This is a genomic window from Solibacillus kalamii, assembly GCF_002174535.1.
In the GTDB taxonomy this organism is placed as follows: domain Bacteria; phylum Bacillota; class Bacilli; order Bacillales_A; family Planococcaceae; genus Solibacillus; species Solibacillus silvestris.
Genome location: NZ_NHNT01000008.1, coordinates 153,205 through 168,109 on the forward strand (window position 1 = coordinate 153,205; position 14,905 = coordinate 168,109).

Sequence of the window (14,905 nt, forward strand, 5' to 3'; positions counted from 1 at the left end):
GACTTATTACAAAGAAATATTTAAAGAAATAAGACCCTGTAATAATAACTTTTACAAGGTCTCATTATCTGTGGAACTTTGGAACTTTTTTATGAAAACATTATTAAATAGCGCATTCTAAGGATATCTATCTAGAACTTTTAGAGAACTTTCAAAGAATTTCTTAAGAACTTTTGTTAAAGGTTCCGTAGTGAGTTCCTAAAAGTTCTGTCTCCTTGGAACTCATTTAACTCATATATACCAATGGATTAGTGCAATAAGTTCCAAAGTTTCATATTAAATTTGATAGTCATAGCCTAATTCAATAATAACTTCTTTTTTTATAGCGACTGTATTTCGTTTATGAGATGTCTTATTTACTACATCTACTGTATGACGCTTTTTATAATCAGTAACTTTTCCCGTCACCTTATCAACAGTTTTTTCAGTAGTTCCTCTTTCTACCCAAATTTGTCTAATAATCGAGCTATTATTACCTAAAAAATCATTTAAATATTGTACTGGTAATAATAAATCTCCCGTTTTTGATAAATAGTATTTCCTACCAAATGCTCGTTCAGAATCAATTCTATCTAGTAATGCTGTTAATCGAGCTGATGCTAGATCAGTTTGTCGATTCTCTCCTTTAAATGCTTCAAATAGCTTATAAAAGCTTGAAATATCAATATCAAAATCAAATGTTTCATTTAATATCTCTGCTGCTAAAACAATAATTGCAAAATTCCTAGCTAGCCTTATAATTACTTGATTAAAAGTATTACTAATTAATTCAGTAGTAATCTTTTTTAAACGTTCTTTAAGTTCTTCTCCTTTTTCATTAATTAGTTCTTTCCAATGTTCTAAAAATGCATATCCAGCTGCACCATAATTTTCATCCAACCCTTTGTATACTTCATCAAAAAAATGTTGATCATTACGATTAGACTTTAATTCAAGAGAAATACAACGTGCTGCTACTCCACCAGACTCTTTTACAAAGTTTAGAATAGAAAACTCCCCTGTAGAAAGCATAATATTATGCCAATTTCTGGTTTCTTGTAAGCCATCTGCTGTAGCTCTGCCTTTACCACTCCCTCCAGATAACATATAAATAATTTTCTCGACATCTTTCTCATTCTCAATTTTTTTCGTATCATCCAGATAAATGGGATAAATATAGGAATAAGAAGCGATTCTCTCGAAAGCGGCTGGTGTTGTACGCTATTCCTTAATGTTAGCTGTAGTTTTTAATTAATGGTGGGGGGCATGACAGGAAGTGAATAAGTTGTTCACGTGTATAGAAATTTTCCGCTTCTTCTCCATTATCCTGAACTATTCGCTTTTTAGATACATTTACAGGTGCTTCAACATGTGTAAATGGGTTGGTTTGTAAGTATCCACGTTTAACTGCAAAATCTAATACCTTAGCTGCGTATGCTATAGAGCAAGAAAGTAATTTTAAAGCCTATGCATTATTCCGATTATTAGCATTTAGTGGCATGCGTAAAGGTGAAGCATTAGCTTTAACATGGAATGATTTAAACTTCACTTCAAATGAGCTTCGTATTAATAAAGCTATATCACGTGGGAAAGATAATCAGCTATATATGAAAACGACGAAAACAGGTGTAGCACGCTCAATTAAAATGGATGATAAAACAATGGCTGTTATGAAAGAATGGAAGAAGCAACAAAAGCAGGACTATTTAATACTTGGTTACAACACAATGCAACCAAAGCAGCTAGTATTCAGTAATGAAGTAAATGAATATTTACAGCCTACTAAAACCCGTAAGTGGATTTTACATGTACAGAAGAAATACAAGCTAGGAATAATTACGACACATGGTTTACGTCATACACATTGCTCATTATTATTCGAAGCTGGAGCTAGCCTAAAGGAAGTTCAAGATCGTTTAGGTCATAGGGACGTTCAAACAACAATGAACATCTACGCCCACGTTACAAAAAAGGCTAAGGAAGAGGCTATTCAGAAGTTTGCTAGTTATTTAGAGATTTAGAATAAAAAAGCATCATAGTTTAATCGAAAAACTACAATGCCTTACATTATTTATATTAACATTTTTACTACTTTCTATTCTTGTCGTTAACTATCTTTTGGCACTCTTTACAAATACCATTGTGAAAATCAGGTTTAGTACGATTATGATAAAAATCATCTAATAACTTTACCTGATTACAACTGTATCATTTTTTAGTGAGTGGAGCTGGCATATAATTTGTCCTCCTTAAACATACTGAATTTCATCATTTTCATCATACTTAGCTAATAATTTTTGAATAGCAGCATTAACTCTAGTGTAATCATCAGTTCCTACAGGATATGAAGGGCTACGTCGTCCAGCTATTTCACCATCATAAACCATTTGAACTTTTACTACTAAGTTATTTCGATCTCCCCAAATTTCTTCACCAATAGAGATCTTATATTCAGTATTAGCGGGATGGGGATTACTAGCAGGTATTGAAATAAACATCTTAGGATAAAACGTCTTTGCCATTAATTATCACCTCATTCTAACCATAGGATACCTTTAGTTAAACCTTTAGTCAATCCAAATGTATCTTAATTTAAAATGAATACGTTTTGACTACGTTTTTGACTACGTTTGATTGATATTCGTTGAAACTGTATGATATTAAACAAAATAAAAAACCCTTGATTTACAAGGGTTTTGACATTCATTGAAACTCAATGAAATCGTATTATGGAGACGGTGGGAGTCGAACCCACGTCCAGAAGCTCCAATACGCCGGCTTCTACGCGTGTAGTTTGTCTACTTGCAATTCGCGAGTTCTTATGCCGACAGACAGGCGTCCGAATCGCTAACCTGGGAATCTCTTACCGTTGACTCAGGTGGTGCCAACGATCGTATCCCACTTAAGTTGAACCCAGCGTAGTCTACATGGGCGATAGACAGGCTGAGTGCTACGCGCTATTAAGCTGCGAAAGCGAAGTTTTGTTGTTTGCCAGTTATTATATAACTTCCGTTGTTGACGAAGACGAGACCTCCGACGCGCGACCAGAGCTTGAACCACCCCTGTCGAATCCGTAACGTCCCCGAGTAGTAGTAAACCCGAGTTAAGTTCGGAAAAGAGCGAAATGCTCTTTAAAACGTGTACCGTATGAGTAGATACACACTGGCTAGTACAGTCAATTATATGACAAACCGGCTGAGCTTGCAAGTAAATCTGCTTCTCTCGTACACTGCCAATATTTTCTTAACCTTGTTTATGCAGCTGATTGCGGTAGTCTACCGGTGTGACACCGTGGAATCGCTTGAACAGTTGGGTAAATTCAAAGTAACCGTTCATGCCGATCATTTTTGAAATTTCCTTGAAGTCCATTTCCGTATCTTCCAGTAACCCTTCTGCTTTGTGTAAACGAACTTTCGTAATATATTCATTTACCGGCATCCCGACTTGCTGCTGGAAAATCATATTATAATTCGGATACTCGTCGGCAATTATTTCTTCGACTAATGCTAAACAATGCCCATGTACACTATACTTTTCAACTAAAATAACAACTTTATCAACTAATTCTGCGTTGCGTAATCCATTCACTTGTGGAAATCCCCCTACGTATGCTATTGCCATTGACTAAAACACCCCAAATTCTGTTATTTCAACCTTACGTCTACATCATCTTACATTTGTACCCCCATTTTTTAGATTGAAAACCATTATTTTTGCCCGAAAAAAAGAGATGTGTTAAAAAATAAACAAATTCGTTTAACACATCTCTTTTGGTTAATTTATTAATGCCGCTTAAAACGACGGATTTCCGGTTATTGCTGGCGGTCCTTGAAAGCACGTTCCATGTCACGCTTCGCTTCTTTTTTCTTCATATCATGACGTTTATCGTAATCTTTCTTACCTTTTGCAAGACCGATTAGTAGCTTCGCATAGCCGTCCTTAATATACATTTTCAGCGGAACAATTGTATAGCCGTCACGCTTCACGGCACCAACTAATTCACTGATTTGCTTTTTATGTAAGAGCAGCTTGCGTTCGCGTAATGGGTCATGATTGTAGCGGTTCCCTTGGTCGAATGGCGAAATATGCATATTTTTCACCCATGCTTCTCCGCCCATCACACTAATATACGCTTCCTTCAGCTGGACACGGGCACCACGTACGGATTTGATTTCCGTTCCTGTCAGTACCAACCCGGCTTCAATTGTTTCTTCTATGAAGTAGTCATGGCTCGCTTTTTTGTTTTGAGCTAAAACTTTACCTGCGCCTTTTGCCATTCGCTTTACACCTCTATTTTAAAGGTTAAGAGCTATGATGCCGAATATGCATCATAGCTTCACACCTTACTATTTCTTTTTACTTTTTTTCTTTTTGCCTTTTGCGATGCCTTCGTAAAACTTTGGCTTATCGCCCGATTTACCTTCTTTGCGGCGCCCGCGTGGATCACGGTCAGACGAGCCTGAACGTTTTGCTTTCTCCGGGCGTTCCTTGCTTCCGCCACGTGATTTGCGGTCACGTTTTTCGCCTGTACGCTCATCATCTTTTTTACGGCCTTCTCGGCGACCTGCATGAATCACTTTCGATGTTTGACGACGAGCCGGACGTGGACTGCTTACCATATCGACGATTTCAAAATCAACCGAAGATTCCTCGATCACGACATTTGCCACACGGATTTTCACTTCATCCCCGATGCGGAACTGGCGGCCAGTACGCTCACCGATCATCATCAAATGACGGTCTTCAAAGCGGTAGTAGTCGTCGGTCATATTCGAAATATGCACAAGACCTTCCACCGTATTTTCAAGCTCTACGAAAATACCGAAGTTCGTAATCGATGACACGATCCCTTCGAACTCTTCCCCGATTTTATCGGACATAAACTGCGCTTTTTTCAGTGCATCTGTATCACGCTCTGCTTCAACGGCACGACGCTCACGGCCAGATGTATGGTCCGCAATTTCATCCATTACCGCGCTCCACTGTACAACCGTTTCCTTCGATGTATCGCCATTCACTAAATACGTACGAATTAAACGATGGACGATTAAATCCGGATAACGACGGATCGGTGATGTAAAGTGCGTATAAAACTCTGTCGATAAACCGAAGTGACCTAACGACTCGGCATAATATTTTGCCTGCTGCATCGAACGCAGCAGCATCGTTGAAATAACCGGCTCTTCCGGCAAGCCTTCAATCGAACGAATAACTTCCTGCAATGCTTTCGGATGTACCGAATTTCCAGTACCTTTGATCATAATACCAAAATTTGTAACAAATTCAAAGAAGCGTTGTAATTTTTCTGGCTTCGGATCTTCGTGGATACGGTAGATGAACGGCAGCTCCATCCAGTGGAAATGCTCGGCAATCGTTTCGTTCGCTGCAAGCATGAACTCCTCGATCAGACGCTCCGCAACAGTACGTTCGCGTAACACGATGTCTGTCGGCCAGCCGTCTTCATTCACTAATACTTTTGATTCCTTGAAATCAAAGTCAATCGCACCGCGCGCCATACGTTTGTTGCGTAGGATTTGCGCTAAATCGGCCATATCTTTGAACATCGGCACTAAGTTTTCATAGCGCTCCATTAATTCCGGGTTTTCGTCCGGATTTTCTAAAATGTTATAAACGTCCGAATACGTCATACGCTCCGTCGTTTTAATCACACTTTGGAAAATTTCATGCTTCACAACTTGCCCAGCCTGATCAATCGTCATTTCACATGACAATGTTAAGCGGTCCACTTGTGGATTCAATGAACAGATTCCGTTTGATAAACGGTGCGGAATCATCGGAATTACGCGGTCCGTCAAGTAAACAGAAGTCGCGCGTTCATACGCTTCCTGATCCAGTACAGAGCCTTGCGTCACATAGTAGCTGACATCGGCAATGTGTACACCTAACTTATATGTGCCATTGTCATTTTTTACAACGGTAACGGCATCATCCAAGTCTTTCGCATCGGCACCATCGATAGTCACGATAACTTCATTGCGCAGGTCACGACGTCCGACTAAGTCCTGTTCGGTAATTTCATCCGGTACGTCGATTGCCGCTTGGACAACCTCTTCCGGAAATTCTGGCGGAATATCGTATTTATACAGGATCGATAAAATGTCCACACCCGGATCATTTTTATGACCTAAAATTTTCGTGATCATCCCTGTCGCAGATTTCGTTGCATCCGGCCAGTGCGTTACTTCTACAACGACTTTGTGTCCGTCGACCGCACCCAGTGCATCCTCTTTTGCGATAAAGATGTCCATATTCAATTTCTTATCATCTGTAACGACAAAACCAAAACCGCGATTCGCCTGGTATGTACCGACAAATGATGTTTTGCTGCGTTCGACGATTTTAACAACCGTCCCTTCACGGCGGTCACCTGATTGTTCCTTTAATACACGTACGAGCACGGTATCTTCATTTAAAGCACCATTAACTTCGTGTGCCGGGATGAAAATATCGTCCATGCCTTGTTCTTCCGGTGCGACGAACCCGAATCCTTTCGCGTTCCCGATAAAGCGGCCGCGCAGTAAGTTCATGCGTTCCGGTAAACCGTAGCGATTTGAACGGGAGCGCACGATTTGTCCTTGTGCTTCCATTTTTACGAGTGTTTTGACTAACTCACGGAAATCATCCGCTTCTTCTAATTCTAGTGCATCTTCAATTTCCGATACGGTCATCGGTTTATAGCCATCGTCCTTCATCATATCAAGGACGCGCTGTTGTAATTCATTTTGTTGTGTCATGTATTATTTCCCTCCTTTGAACAGAAAATAAAGTTCAGGTTTATTTAAGAAGTGCTTCGCAAGCCGTTGATTTCCGTTACGGTTACGCTTTCCGCGGGCGTGGCCTGAGCCAGTAGTCTCAGGCGTCACGCTTATCCCGCTGGAGTCGAACCTCCACTTCAATCAACTACTAAACGTTTAAATTTAAATTACCCCTCTATAAATAAACTGAACAAAAATTTATTCACACCATTAGACTATCCAATCTAACGAATTTAAAAACGTGAGAACTTCTTCATGAAGCTGGTCTTTTTCTTTGTCGAGTGTGATGACATGACCCGAATGCTCATACCAGCTGATTTTTTTGTCGATCGATTCGACGGTATCATAAATAATATTGGCTGAATCGGGGTTGATGACTTTATCGTTGCGCGATTGGATTACCAAAATCGGCGCATATAGTAAGTCGATTGTCTCTCGTACATCGTAAATTAATTGCTGCAGTTCTGGCAGTGATGCCATTCCCTGCTGCTTGATTGCTTCAATCTCTAATTCAATTTCCTGTTCATTTTTACCTTGTTGTTTTTTATATTGTTTTGCATATTCAAGTACGCCTTCAAACATAATGTCTGTCGTGCGCATCGTCATCGGCGAGCACATTGTGACAACGCCTTTCACCGGATGACTTGTCGCAAGCTTGAGTGAAAATACGCCACCGAGCGATAGTCCTGCAACGGCGATTTCTTCATAGCCTGCCTCTTTTAATTGAGTATACCCGTTTTTTACATCTTGCCACCATTCTTCGGGATTTGAGACAATGAGTTCTTCTGGCGGAACACCATGTCCTTTATAATGTGGGGCAAGCGATGTGTAGCCGTGTTTTTCCAAAAAGCGTCCAAGCATCCGCACATCTGCCGAACTCCCTGTAAACCCATGTAATAATAATACCGCTCTCGGCCCTGCCTGAAAGAAGAACGGTGAAGACAAAGCTGATTTCATACTGATTGCTCCCGTCTTGTTCCATAATATGAAAGATACGATTCAATCACACCATTGAATCGTGGAAAACTTTTCATTTCTTTCTTCTATTATACTGTGTTTGGGCCCACACTAAAAGAAAAAGCCCAACCTAGCATTAAATGCTTGGTTAGGCGTTTAATTTTCGTTCAATTAGAATTTCGTAATCGCCAAAGCTAATACGAAGAATGCAACAGAAAGAACGATTGTTGTGCGGTGAAGGACTAGATCCATTCCGCGAGCTTTCTGCTTACCGAATAGTTGCTCAGCTCCACCAGAGATGGCACCTGATAAACCAGCGCTTTTACCTGATTGTAATAATACAACAACGATTAAGGCTATCGCTACGATAATAAGTAATACTGTAAATAACGTATGCATTTGCTCCACCTCCTAAGTATGGACGTCACAATACAAATTAGTATATCAAAATGAGGGAGCCATTACAATATTTCTTGGAAATGAACATCATATTTTATCCAACATTCCCCACTCTTATTCAAAACTGTTAAAACGGCATTCGCTTATATCTCGTTTTGCCGCCAATGCAAGTGGTACCATCGTTTCAAATAGAAGATCCTCTTCTTCAAAGATCAATTTGCGCAGGTCAATATTGAAGTATTCCTTCATCCGCGATTCGGTCATCACTTCATGAACCGCGCCGATGACCGCCTTTTTCTCCTTCGCGATCATCAGTACTTGATCGGCCAAATAAAACGCATGGTTCGGATAATGGGTATTGATAATGCATGAAATGTTATGCTCTTTTGCCAGGCGTTTTAATGTTTCCAAAATGACAACCTGCTTTTGCACATCCAAATGCGATTCCGGTTCATCCAATATTAAAATTTCCGGATTCGACACAAGCGTCCGTGCGATTAGCGCCAGCTGCAGTTCCCCGCCGCTTACTTCATTGCACGACTTTTTCGCCAAATGCACAATGCCGACTTCATTTAATGCTTCGTGCGCCTTTTCATAATCTTCCTTGCGCGGCTTTGACAATGAACCGATATACGGTGCACGTCCCATCACAACCAAGTCTTCAATCGAAAAGCCGAATACCATTTTATGCGCCTGCGGAACATAGCCGATTTTCTTCCAAAGCTCTTTTTGCGAAACTTTTGCAAGCGGTACATCATCGATCAATGTTTCGCCAACACGCCAGTCCTGCAAGCCGGTAATGCATTTTAACAGCGTCGTTTTCCCTGCGCCGTTCGGACCGAGAATCGCCATAATCTGGCCTGGTTCCAGTGTAAAGCTAATATTCGATTCATAAATGAACGGCTTCACTTCCTTCTTTTTCGCATAGCAGAAGTTGCCTTCACGTACTTCTATTTTCATGACCAGTTACCTCCTGTACGACGTAAAAGATAAGCAAAGAACGGTGCTCCGACAATTGCCGTCAAGATCGACAACGGGATTTCCGCTGCTGTTATCGAACGGGCCAATGTATCGATAACGAGCAAATACGCGCCGCCCAGTGCAATCGACATCGGCAGTACGCGTTCATTGTTGCTGCCGACAAACATCCTTGCGATATGCGGAATGATCAAGCCGACCCAGCCGACAATCCCGGCAACGGCAACGGCCGCCGCTGTACAAAGTGTCGCCCCTGCAATGACAAGCCATTTCATGCGCACGACATTTATCCCTAACGACTTCGCCTCATCATCCGGCAATGTCAGTAAGTTAATGCGCCAGCGCAGTGCCAGCAAAATGAGCATTCCGACTAGAATAATTGGTCCCGCTGTCCATAAGTCGCGGTAAGAGGCCGTTCCCAAACTTCCCATTAGCCAATACGTGATGGCAGGCAGTTTTTCTTCCGGGTCCGCCACAAATTTCGTTAACGAGATCAGCGCATTAAACAATGCACTCGTCACTACCCCTGCGAGAACAAGCATAAAGATCGGCATATTGCGTCCTGACCCGCCGATCATATACGTAAATGCGATGGCCGCTAAACCGAAGACCAGCGCTAATCCTTGTGTCACATACCCATTGCCAAACAGTAAAATCCCGATAGAAGCACCAAATCCGGCACCCGCTGCGACACCTAAAATGTCCGCGCTCACTAATGGATTGGCGAACATCCCCTGGAATGCAGCACCTGAAATGGAAAGCCCCGCACCGATCAATAGTGCGAGGATAATACGCGGCAGCCGGACCGTCATGACTACGTTATATTCCATTTGTGTCCACGTTTCTTCTATCGGAAAAATATGCGAACCGAGGATTTTGACCACTGTTACAAAATCGACTTCAAACCGGCCGATGCCAAGCGAAGCAATCGCAAGTACAAGCGGCAATACCCACAGTAAAATACTTTTCCACTTTTTCATGAGTGTCCCTCGTTCTAATACTTCGCAGCGTCAGAAGATGGGTGTAGAATCTGTTCTACTTCTTCGTCCGTTACGTCATATCCGTAAAAGTCTTTATAGTAACTCTTAATTTCAGCATTCATATCATAGTCGAATAGCTCAGGCTGGTTGTTGCTTGCCAGCCATTTCAGCATTAGCGGTGCATCACCACTTGGCGGGAACCAGCGATAAATCCCCAGTGGAATTTTGTACACTTGCTTGTTTTTCACCGCTTCCACTTCACTCCAGTCCTGACCTGGAATCGTGTTGTTATATAAATCTTCCGGCTGGATTTCCGTGAAGTTCGTTAAATAGATGATTTCCGGATTCCAGTTGTAGATTTGCTCCATGTTGACATCTTTGCGTCCAGTTACATCGTTTTCCGCAACGTCATTGGCTCCCGTTGCGTTCAGCCATTGATTGCCGAAGAAGTTTTTACCGCCTACCGTAATCGCCTGCTCGGATAATTGATACATCATTAATGCATTCGGCTTTTGTTCTTTCGATAAGCCATCGATTTTTTCATAAATTTCGTTTTGCACAGCTGTACCGATTTCAATGAATTTGTCCGCACGCTCTGTTGTGCTCGCAATTTCACCCGTCAGCTTAAGCCAGCTGTTGAATGTCGCAAGTGGCTCTGCTGCCGCAGCATCAATAGCTTTAATCGCGACTGTGTTGATCCCCGCATTACGTGCCTGCTCGATTGATTTTTCGTCCGTTGCAATTTCGAAGAACACATCCGGGTTGATTTTCATTAATTCCTCGACGTTCATTTCCCCATTTTGGACGAATGACGTATCCGCCTTCAAAATGTCCGGTGCCATTTTCGATAAAATCGAGTTTTCCGCAGCGTTGTAAGAGTTCGGGTGCATTCCCACGATTTCTTTTGCTGAATTTGTTGCGACATACCATGTATGGAAGTACGGTAAAATTCCTCCCGATACGATCGAGTTCACTTCAGCGGGAATCGTTACTTCTGTACCTGCCTGATCGATGACGATTTTCTCTTCTGCAGTCGTTTGTACCTCTCCGCCCGAAGTAGAAGTAGTTGCCTCTTTATCTGAACATGCTGCTAGCGCCATTGCTGCGAGTGCCAGCGTTGTCAAAATTGCCTTACGTCCTGCCATTGTTTTCTCTCCTTAGATATCATCCGTTTTCACGAAATTATTATTTTAATAAAATATTATTTGATTTCTCAACAAGATTGAGTATAATTGATAATGATTTTCAATGTCAATGAGAATTCGGTTCTCAAATGAGAATTTGTATCAATTAATTAAATTTACAGGATTAAAGGAGATTTTTATGTCTGAATATAAAATTGTAAAACTAGATGGCGGACATGCATTCAGCCTAGAGGGACGTGCTATGAACGTCTCCAATGAACCAATGGACCATGTAACATTCCTCGACCAGTATGAAATTTCGACTGCCGACCTTTCCGAGTACAATGTGATGGTCGTAACGGACTTTATCGATCAGGAACATCTTTATGAGCACAAACAAGTCATTGAGAACTTCTTGAATGAAGGGAAAATTATTATTGCCAACACACATATTTTCCGTCCTTGGCTGCCAGGTGCCGGTCTGTTTATGCCAAAGGAAATTAAGTCACATGCGGATTATGTAATGGAGCCTGCAGCGGCAGGTACATTTTATGACGGGGTTGATATGATGGAGCTTACATACCGTAAAGGCGTTTCCGGCTTCTATGCACGCGGGTCTCATCCGGTTGTCAACAAGGAATCGGAAATCGTGCTGCAATATAAGGACGGCACACCAATCGTCTTCATCGACCGCACGGCAACAAAAGGAACGGTTGTCGCAGCATCTTGCCGTGATTTCCTGACATACGCAACAGGTGAAAACTCGACACAGCTGATTGCACCGCAGTTTTTAGCTTGGCTCGATCAAGAATTACTACGTTTGAAAGAAGGATTTGAAGGATGAGAAAAATAGCCGTTTTATATAGTGGTCACGCGCCTCATTACGTGACATTCAATACACCGAAATTCAAACAGTACTTCGAGAAAATCAGCTATTTACCGCGCTTTGTCGAAGAAGATTTGGAAGGTATGGACGTGGTAATTGTTCCTTCACAATTGCACAATAAATTATTGCTGGAAGCAGCACCGGCAATCCGACGCTTTGCGGATAACGGCGGGGTTGTCGTAGCATTCGGACCTCAGCCGTGGCAATGGATTCCGGGCCAAAACTGGGAAACACGCCCGACGAACTTCTGGTGGTGGCTTGAAAAAGATGCGGACAGCGGCTTACGCATGGTCGCACCGGATTACCCGTTATTCCGTGACGGTTTCCTGGATGAAGCGGCGTGTACATGGCATCAGCACGGCGTCTTCCATTTACAGGACGGCATGCAGTCTCTGATTGATATGAAGGACGGTGGTTCATTACTGTATGTCGACAAAGTCAGCTCAAAAGGTACGTGGATCGTGACGACACTTGATCCAGACTTCCATTTCGGCTCGTACTTCATGCCGGCAACAGAGAAGTTCATGGACGGCTTCTTCCCGTGGTTAGCCTTCGGGGAAATTTAAGGAATTGAAAAAAGCATGGCACCCGCAATTTAATGCGTGCGCCATGCTTTTTTATTTATTAATCGTTGCTGTTGTCATCTTTGTTGTCGTCAGTATTGTCGTCAACAGTGCCATCAGTGTTGTCTTCTGTATTATCATCTAAGTTGTCATCCGTGTTGTCGTTGTTGTCGTCGCCGTCAACGTCTAACTCGACATTTGTATCGTCATTGTTGTCTTCCATTAGACCATCATCCGTACCGTCGTCAACATTGTTATCGATGTTCGTATCATCTTCATCATTACAAGCTGCAAGTGATAATGATAGTAACAACGTCATCATTAGAGTAGGTGTCTTTTTAAGTTTCATATTGAATAGCCTCCTTTGGTGTATGCTTTATGATTCCCCGATTTATAAAAGAAAAACATTTTTAGTAATTTTCTTCGCAAAAAGATATTTTCAGGCATTTTATTTTCTTCTCGATTGACATTCGCTATAGTGAAATGAGGAGGTGAAAATCGTGCAGCAATCAAGGCATTATTTATTTGTCAAAACATTGATGAATCGCATGAAAATGGATGATTTGGATGCACCGGCAATCGAGCAGGAATTTTACCGATTGGAAGCCGGCTTATCAGGAGAACAAAAGTTGAAACGGCTGCTCTCGGACTATTATTTTAAATCCGCTTTCCATATTTTTTATAATTTCGAGTGCATCAATTCAAAAGGTTTTACCCATCAAATGGACGCTTTGCTCATTACGCCGCATTTTGTCGTCGTCATGGAAGTAAAGCAAATCTCCGGCACGCTTTTCTACAAACCCGCCCTCCATGAATTTTCCCGTGTCCAGGAGAATGTCAGCGAAAACTTCCCCAACCCGTTTGACCAGGCATATCGCCACCAGCTTTTTTTGGAACATCAATTCAAAGCGTGGCAAATCTCCATTCCCGTTTACCACATCGTTGTTCTCGCAAATCACCGCGCCACACTTGATCATTCCCTTACCAATTTCCCGATCATGCATATGAGCGGCATCCCGAGATTTATTGAAAAGCTGTATAGGCAGCACCCAAATCCTCGTGCGAATATTACTTTTCTGCAAAACCAATTAGAACAACTTTACGAACAACTTCCTCCTCGTCGTACGATTGAAAGGCACCGGCTACGAAATGGTGTTCTTTGTAGGGAGTGCGATTATGTTAATGAAATGCATTATAGGCAAGGCTATTTTATTTGTCCGGTTTGTAAGGTGAAAAGTAAAGAAGCGTTGTACGAAACTTTTCTGCAATACCGAATTTTAGTCAGCCCCCGCATAACGAATAAAGAGTTCCGGGAGTTTTTTAATATTCCGTGTATCCATATAGCTTCGAAACTGTTGGCGAGAGCCGGCCTGGAAAAGCACGGAGTGAATAAAGGGACGTATTATTTGATTCCGGAAAAGTTTGAGTAAATACTTATAAAAGGATGTGACACATATGAATGAAAAACAAAATCGTAGGCGTGTAGATGCACAAACAAAAGAGGTCATTATTAAGTCTGTTACAGAAGATGGCGCAAAAGTGGCTGATATTGCCGGTCGATATGATGTAGGCCCTTCCACGATTCATCGGTGGGTGAAGGAACACCGCGAGTCACTGACAGGCTTGGTTTCCGAGAGCGAAGCAGAAAAGATGAAAGCAGCATATGAAAAGAAAATACGTGCGCTGGAAGAAGAGAATGAGATTTTGAGAAAAGCAATCCATGTATTTTCGGATATTGAACGATGAGTTACGAGAGGCAGCCCCCACATTCGTTGCGTGGATGTGGGGGGCTTGTTTGTGTGATTTTCTAATATATCCGGAAAAGTTCTAATATAAAATTATTTCTTCTAATAAATGTCCGGTTTTCTAATATAAGTGCGGTTTGTTCTAATAAGTGTTCCCGATGTTCAAATAAAGTATCTACATCTTCTAATATCCCGCCGACATTTTCTAATAAACTACTTGGTTGTTCTAATAAAATCAAATCCGCCTTTCTCCCCGCCTATTGCCACCGACAATTCAACCTCTCCTACACCTCAAATTCAAGGAAGTTCTAATAACCACCCCACTTCTTCTAATATCCTCCAGCTTTCTTCTAATAACGGGCTACATTGTGGTCTTCCGTCAATATTTCGGACAAACGTTAAGAGACTTTTTTGCTACCGCCCTTCGGTTGCTCTGCTTTTCATCCCTCCATGCCCAGACCTGGGCATGGAGGGATGAAAACCCTGTAAGAGAACTTTATGAGGCATTTTGACAAACA

The 14,905-nt window shown here is 41.8% G+C and carries 15 protein-coding genes, 1 other RNA gene and 1 pseudogene; 5 read left to right on the top strand and 12 right to left on the bottom strand.

The genetic code is table 11. The features are described 5' to 3' along the window. Positions 1-276: 276 nt before the first annotated feature. Positions 277-1,185, bottom strand: a pseudogene (locus CBM15_RS12715) (DUF927 domain-containing protein); the annotation flags it as partial. 176 nt (positions 1,186-1,361) lie between these two features. Here CBM15_RS12715 and CBM15_RS12720 point away from each other — a divergent pair. Continuing rightward, positions 1,362-2,000, top strand: a complete 639-nt coding sequence (locus tag CBM15_RS12720) for a site-specific integrase (RefSeq protein WP_239534833.1) — start codon at positions 1,362-1,364, stop codon at positions 1,998-2,000. Between the two features lie 228 nt (positions 2,001-2,228). On the opposite strand, the gene CBM15_RS12725 is transcribed toward CBM15_RS12720, so the two are convergent. The 10 genes from CBM15_RS12725 to CBM15_RS12770 form a co-directional block, all read right to left on the bottom strand. Then, entirely contained in the window at positions 2,229-2,501 is a 273-nt protein-coding gene (locus tag CBM15_RS12725; RefSeq protein ID WP_087617827.1) for a hypothetical protein, read from the bottom strand. A gap of 205 nt (positions 2,502-2,706) precedes the next feature. After that, positions 2,707-3,063, bottom strand: a transfer-messenger RNA (tmRNA) gene (ssrA, locus tag CBM15_RS12730). A 159-nt stretch (positions 3,064-3,222) separates the two neighbouring features. Continuing rightward, on the bottom strand, positions 3,223-3,567 hold the full coding sequence (locus CBM15_RS12735) for a helix-turn-helix domain-containing protein (RefSeq protein ID WP_014822817.1): 345 nt from the start codon (positions 3,565-3,567) through the stop codon (positions 3,223-3,225). A 224-nt stretch (positions 3,568-3,791) separates the two neighbouring features. Continuing rightward, positions 3,792-4,256, bottom strand: coding sequence for an SsrA-binding protein SmpB (smpB, locus tag CBM15_RS12740; RefSeq protein WP_014822816.1), 465 nt, complete (start codon positions 4,254-4,256; stop codon positions 3,792-3,794). A 69-nt stretch (positions 4,257-4,325) separates the two neighbouring features. Next, positions 4,326-6,734 (bottom strand): ribonuclease R, encoded by a 2,409-nt coding sequence (gene rnr, locus CBM15_RS12745; protein ID WP_087617828.1) that lies wholly within the window; start codon positions 6,732-6,734, stop codon positions 4,326-4,328. A gap of 231 nt (positions 6,735-6,965) precedes the next feature. After that, entirely contained in the window at positions 6,966-7,712 is a 747-nt protein-coding gene (locus CBM15_RS12750; protein ID WP_008408961.1) for an alpha/beta hydrolase, read from the bottom strand. A 171-nt stretch (positions 7,713-7,883) separates the two neighbouring features. Then, a complete protein-coding gene (gene secG, locus CBM15_RS12755) occupies positions 7,884-8,111 on the bottom strand; it encodes a preprotein translocase subunit SecG (protein ID WP_008408959.1) in 228 nt (75 codons plus the stop codon). A 114-nt stretch (positions 8,112-8,225) separates the two neighbouring features. Beyond that, positions 8,226-9,071, bottom strand: coding sequence for an ABC transporter ATP-binding protein (locus CBM15_RS12760; protein ID WP_087617829.1), 846 nt, complete (start codon positions 9,069-9,071; stop codon positions 8,226-8,228). Then, positions 9,068-10,069 carry a FecCD family ABC transporter permease gene (locus CBM15_RS12765; protein WP_087617830.1) on the bottom strand — a complete coding sequence of 334 codons (1,002 nt, stop codon included), beginning with the start codon at positions 10,067-10,069 and terminating at the stop codon, positions 9,068-9,070. Before CBM15_RS12765 ends, CBM15_RS12760 begins: the two co-directional genes overlap by 4 nt. A gap of 14 nt (positions 10,070-10,083) precedes the next feature. Then, a complete protein-coding gene (locus tag CBM15_RS12770) occupies positions 10,084-11,214 on the bottom strand; it encodes an ABC transporter substrate-binding protein (RefSeq protein WP_087617831.1) in 1,131 nt (376 codons plus the stop codon). 178 nt (positions 11,215-11,392) lie between these two features. Between CBM15_RS12770 and CBM15_RS12775 the strand changes: the two genes are divergently transcribed. Both CBM15_RS12775 and CBM15_RS12780 read left to right on the top strand, forming a co-directional pair. Further along, on the top strand, positions 11,393-12,037 hold the full coding sequence (locus CBM15_RS12775) for a phosphate starvation-inducible protein PhoH (RefSeq protein WP_087617832.1): 645 nt from the start codon (positions 11,393-11,395) through the stop codon (positions 12,035-12,037). Continuing rightward, the gene (locus CBM15_RS12780) at positions 12,034-12,645 is read left to right on the top strand and encodes a hypothetical protein (RefSeq protein ID WP_087617833.1); all 612 of its coding nucleotides are present in this window, start codon (positions 12,034-12,036) and stop codon (positions 12,643-12,645) included. The genes CBM15_RS12775 and CBM15_RS12780 overlap by 4 nt, the downstream gene beginning before the upstream one ends. Positions 12,646-12,703: 58 nt before the next feature. Here the strand turns inward: CBM15_RS12780 and CBM15_RS12785 are convergent, their stop codons facing one another. Next, positions 12,704-12,964: a hypothetical protein gene (locus CBM15_RS12785; RefSeq protein ID WP_140405567.1), complete on the bottom strand. Its 261-nt coding sequence runs from the start codon at positions 12,962-12,964 to the stop codon at positions 12,704-12,706. A 178-nt stretch (positions 12,965-13,142) separates the two neighbouring features. Between CBM15_RS12785 and CBM15_RS12790 the strand changes: the two genes are divergently transcribed. After that, entirely contained in the window at positions 13,143-14,072 is a 930-nt protein-coding gene (locus CBM15_RS12790; RefSeq protein WP_087617835.1) for a nuclease-related domain-containing protein, read from the top strand. A gap of 25 nt (positions 14,073-14,097) precedes the next feature. Beyond that, on the top strand, positions 14,098-14,388 hold the full coding sequence (locus CBM15_RS12795) for a transposase (RefSeq protein WP_087617836.1): 291 nt from the start codon (positions 14,098-14,100) through the stop codon (positions 14,386-14,388). The last annotated feature ends 517 nt before the right edge of the window (positions 14,389-14,905 follow it).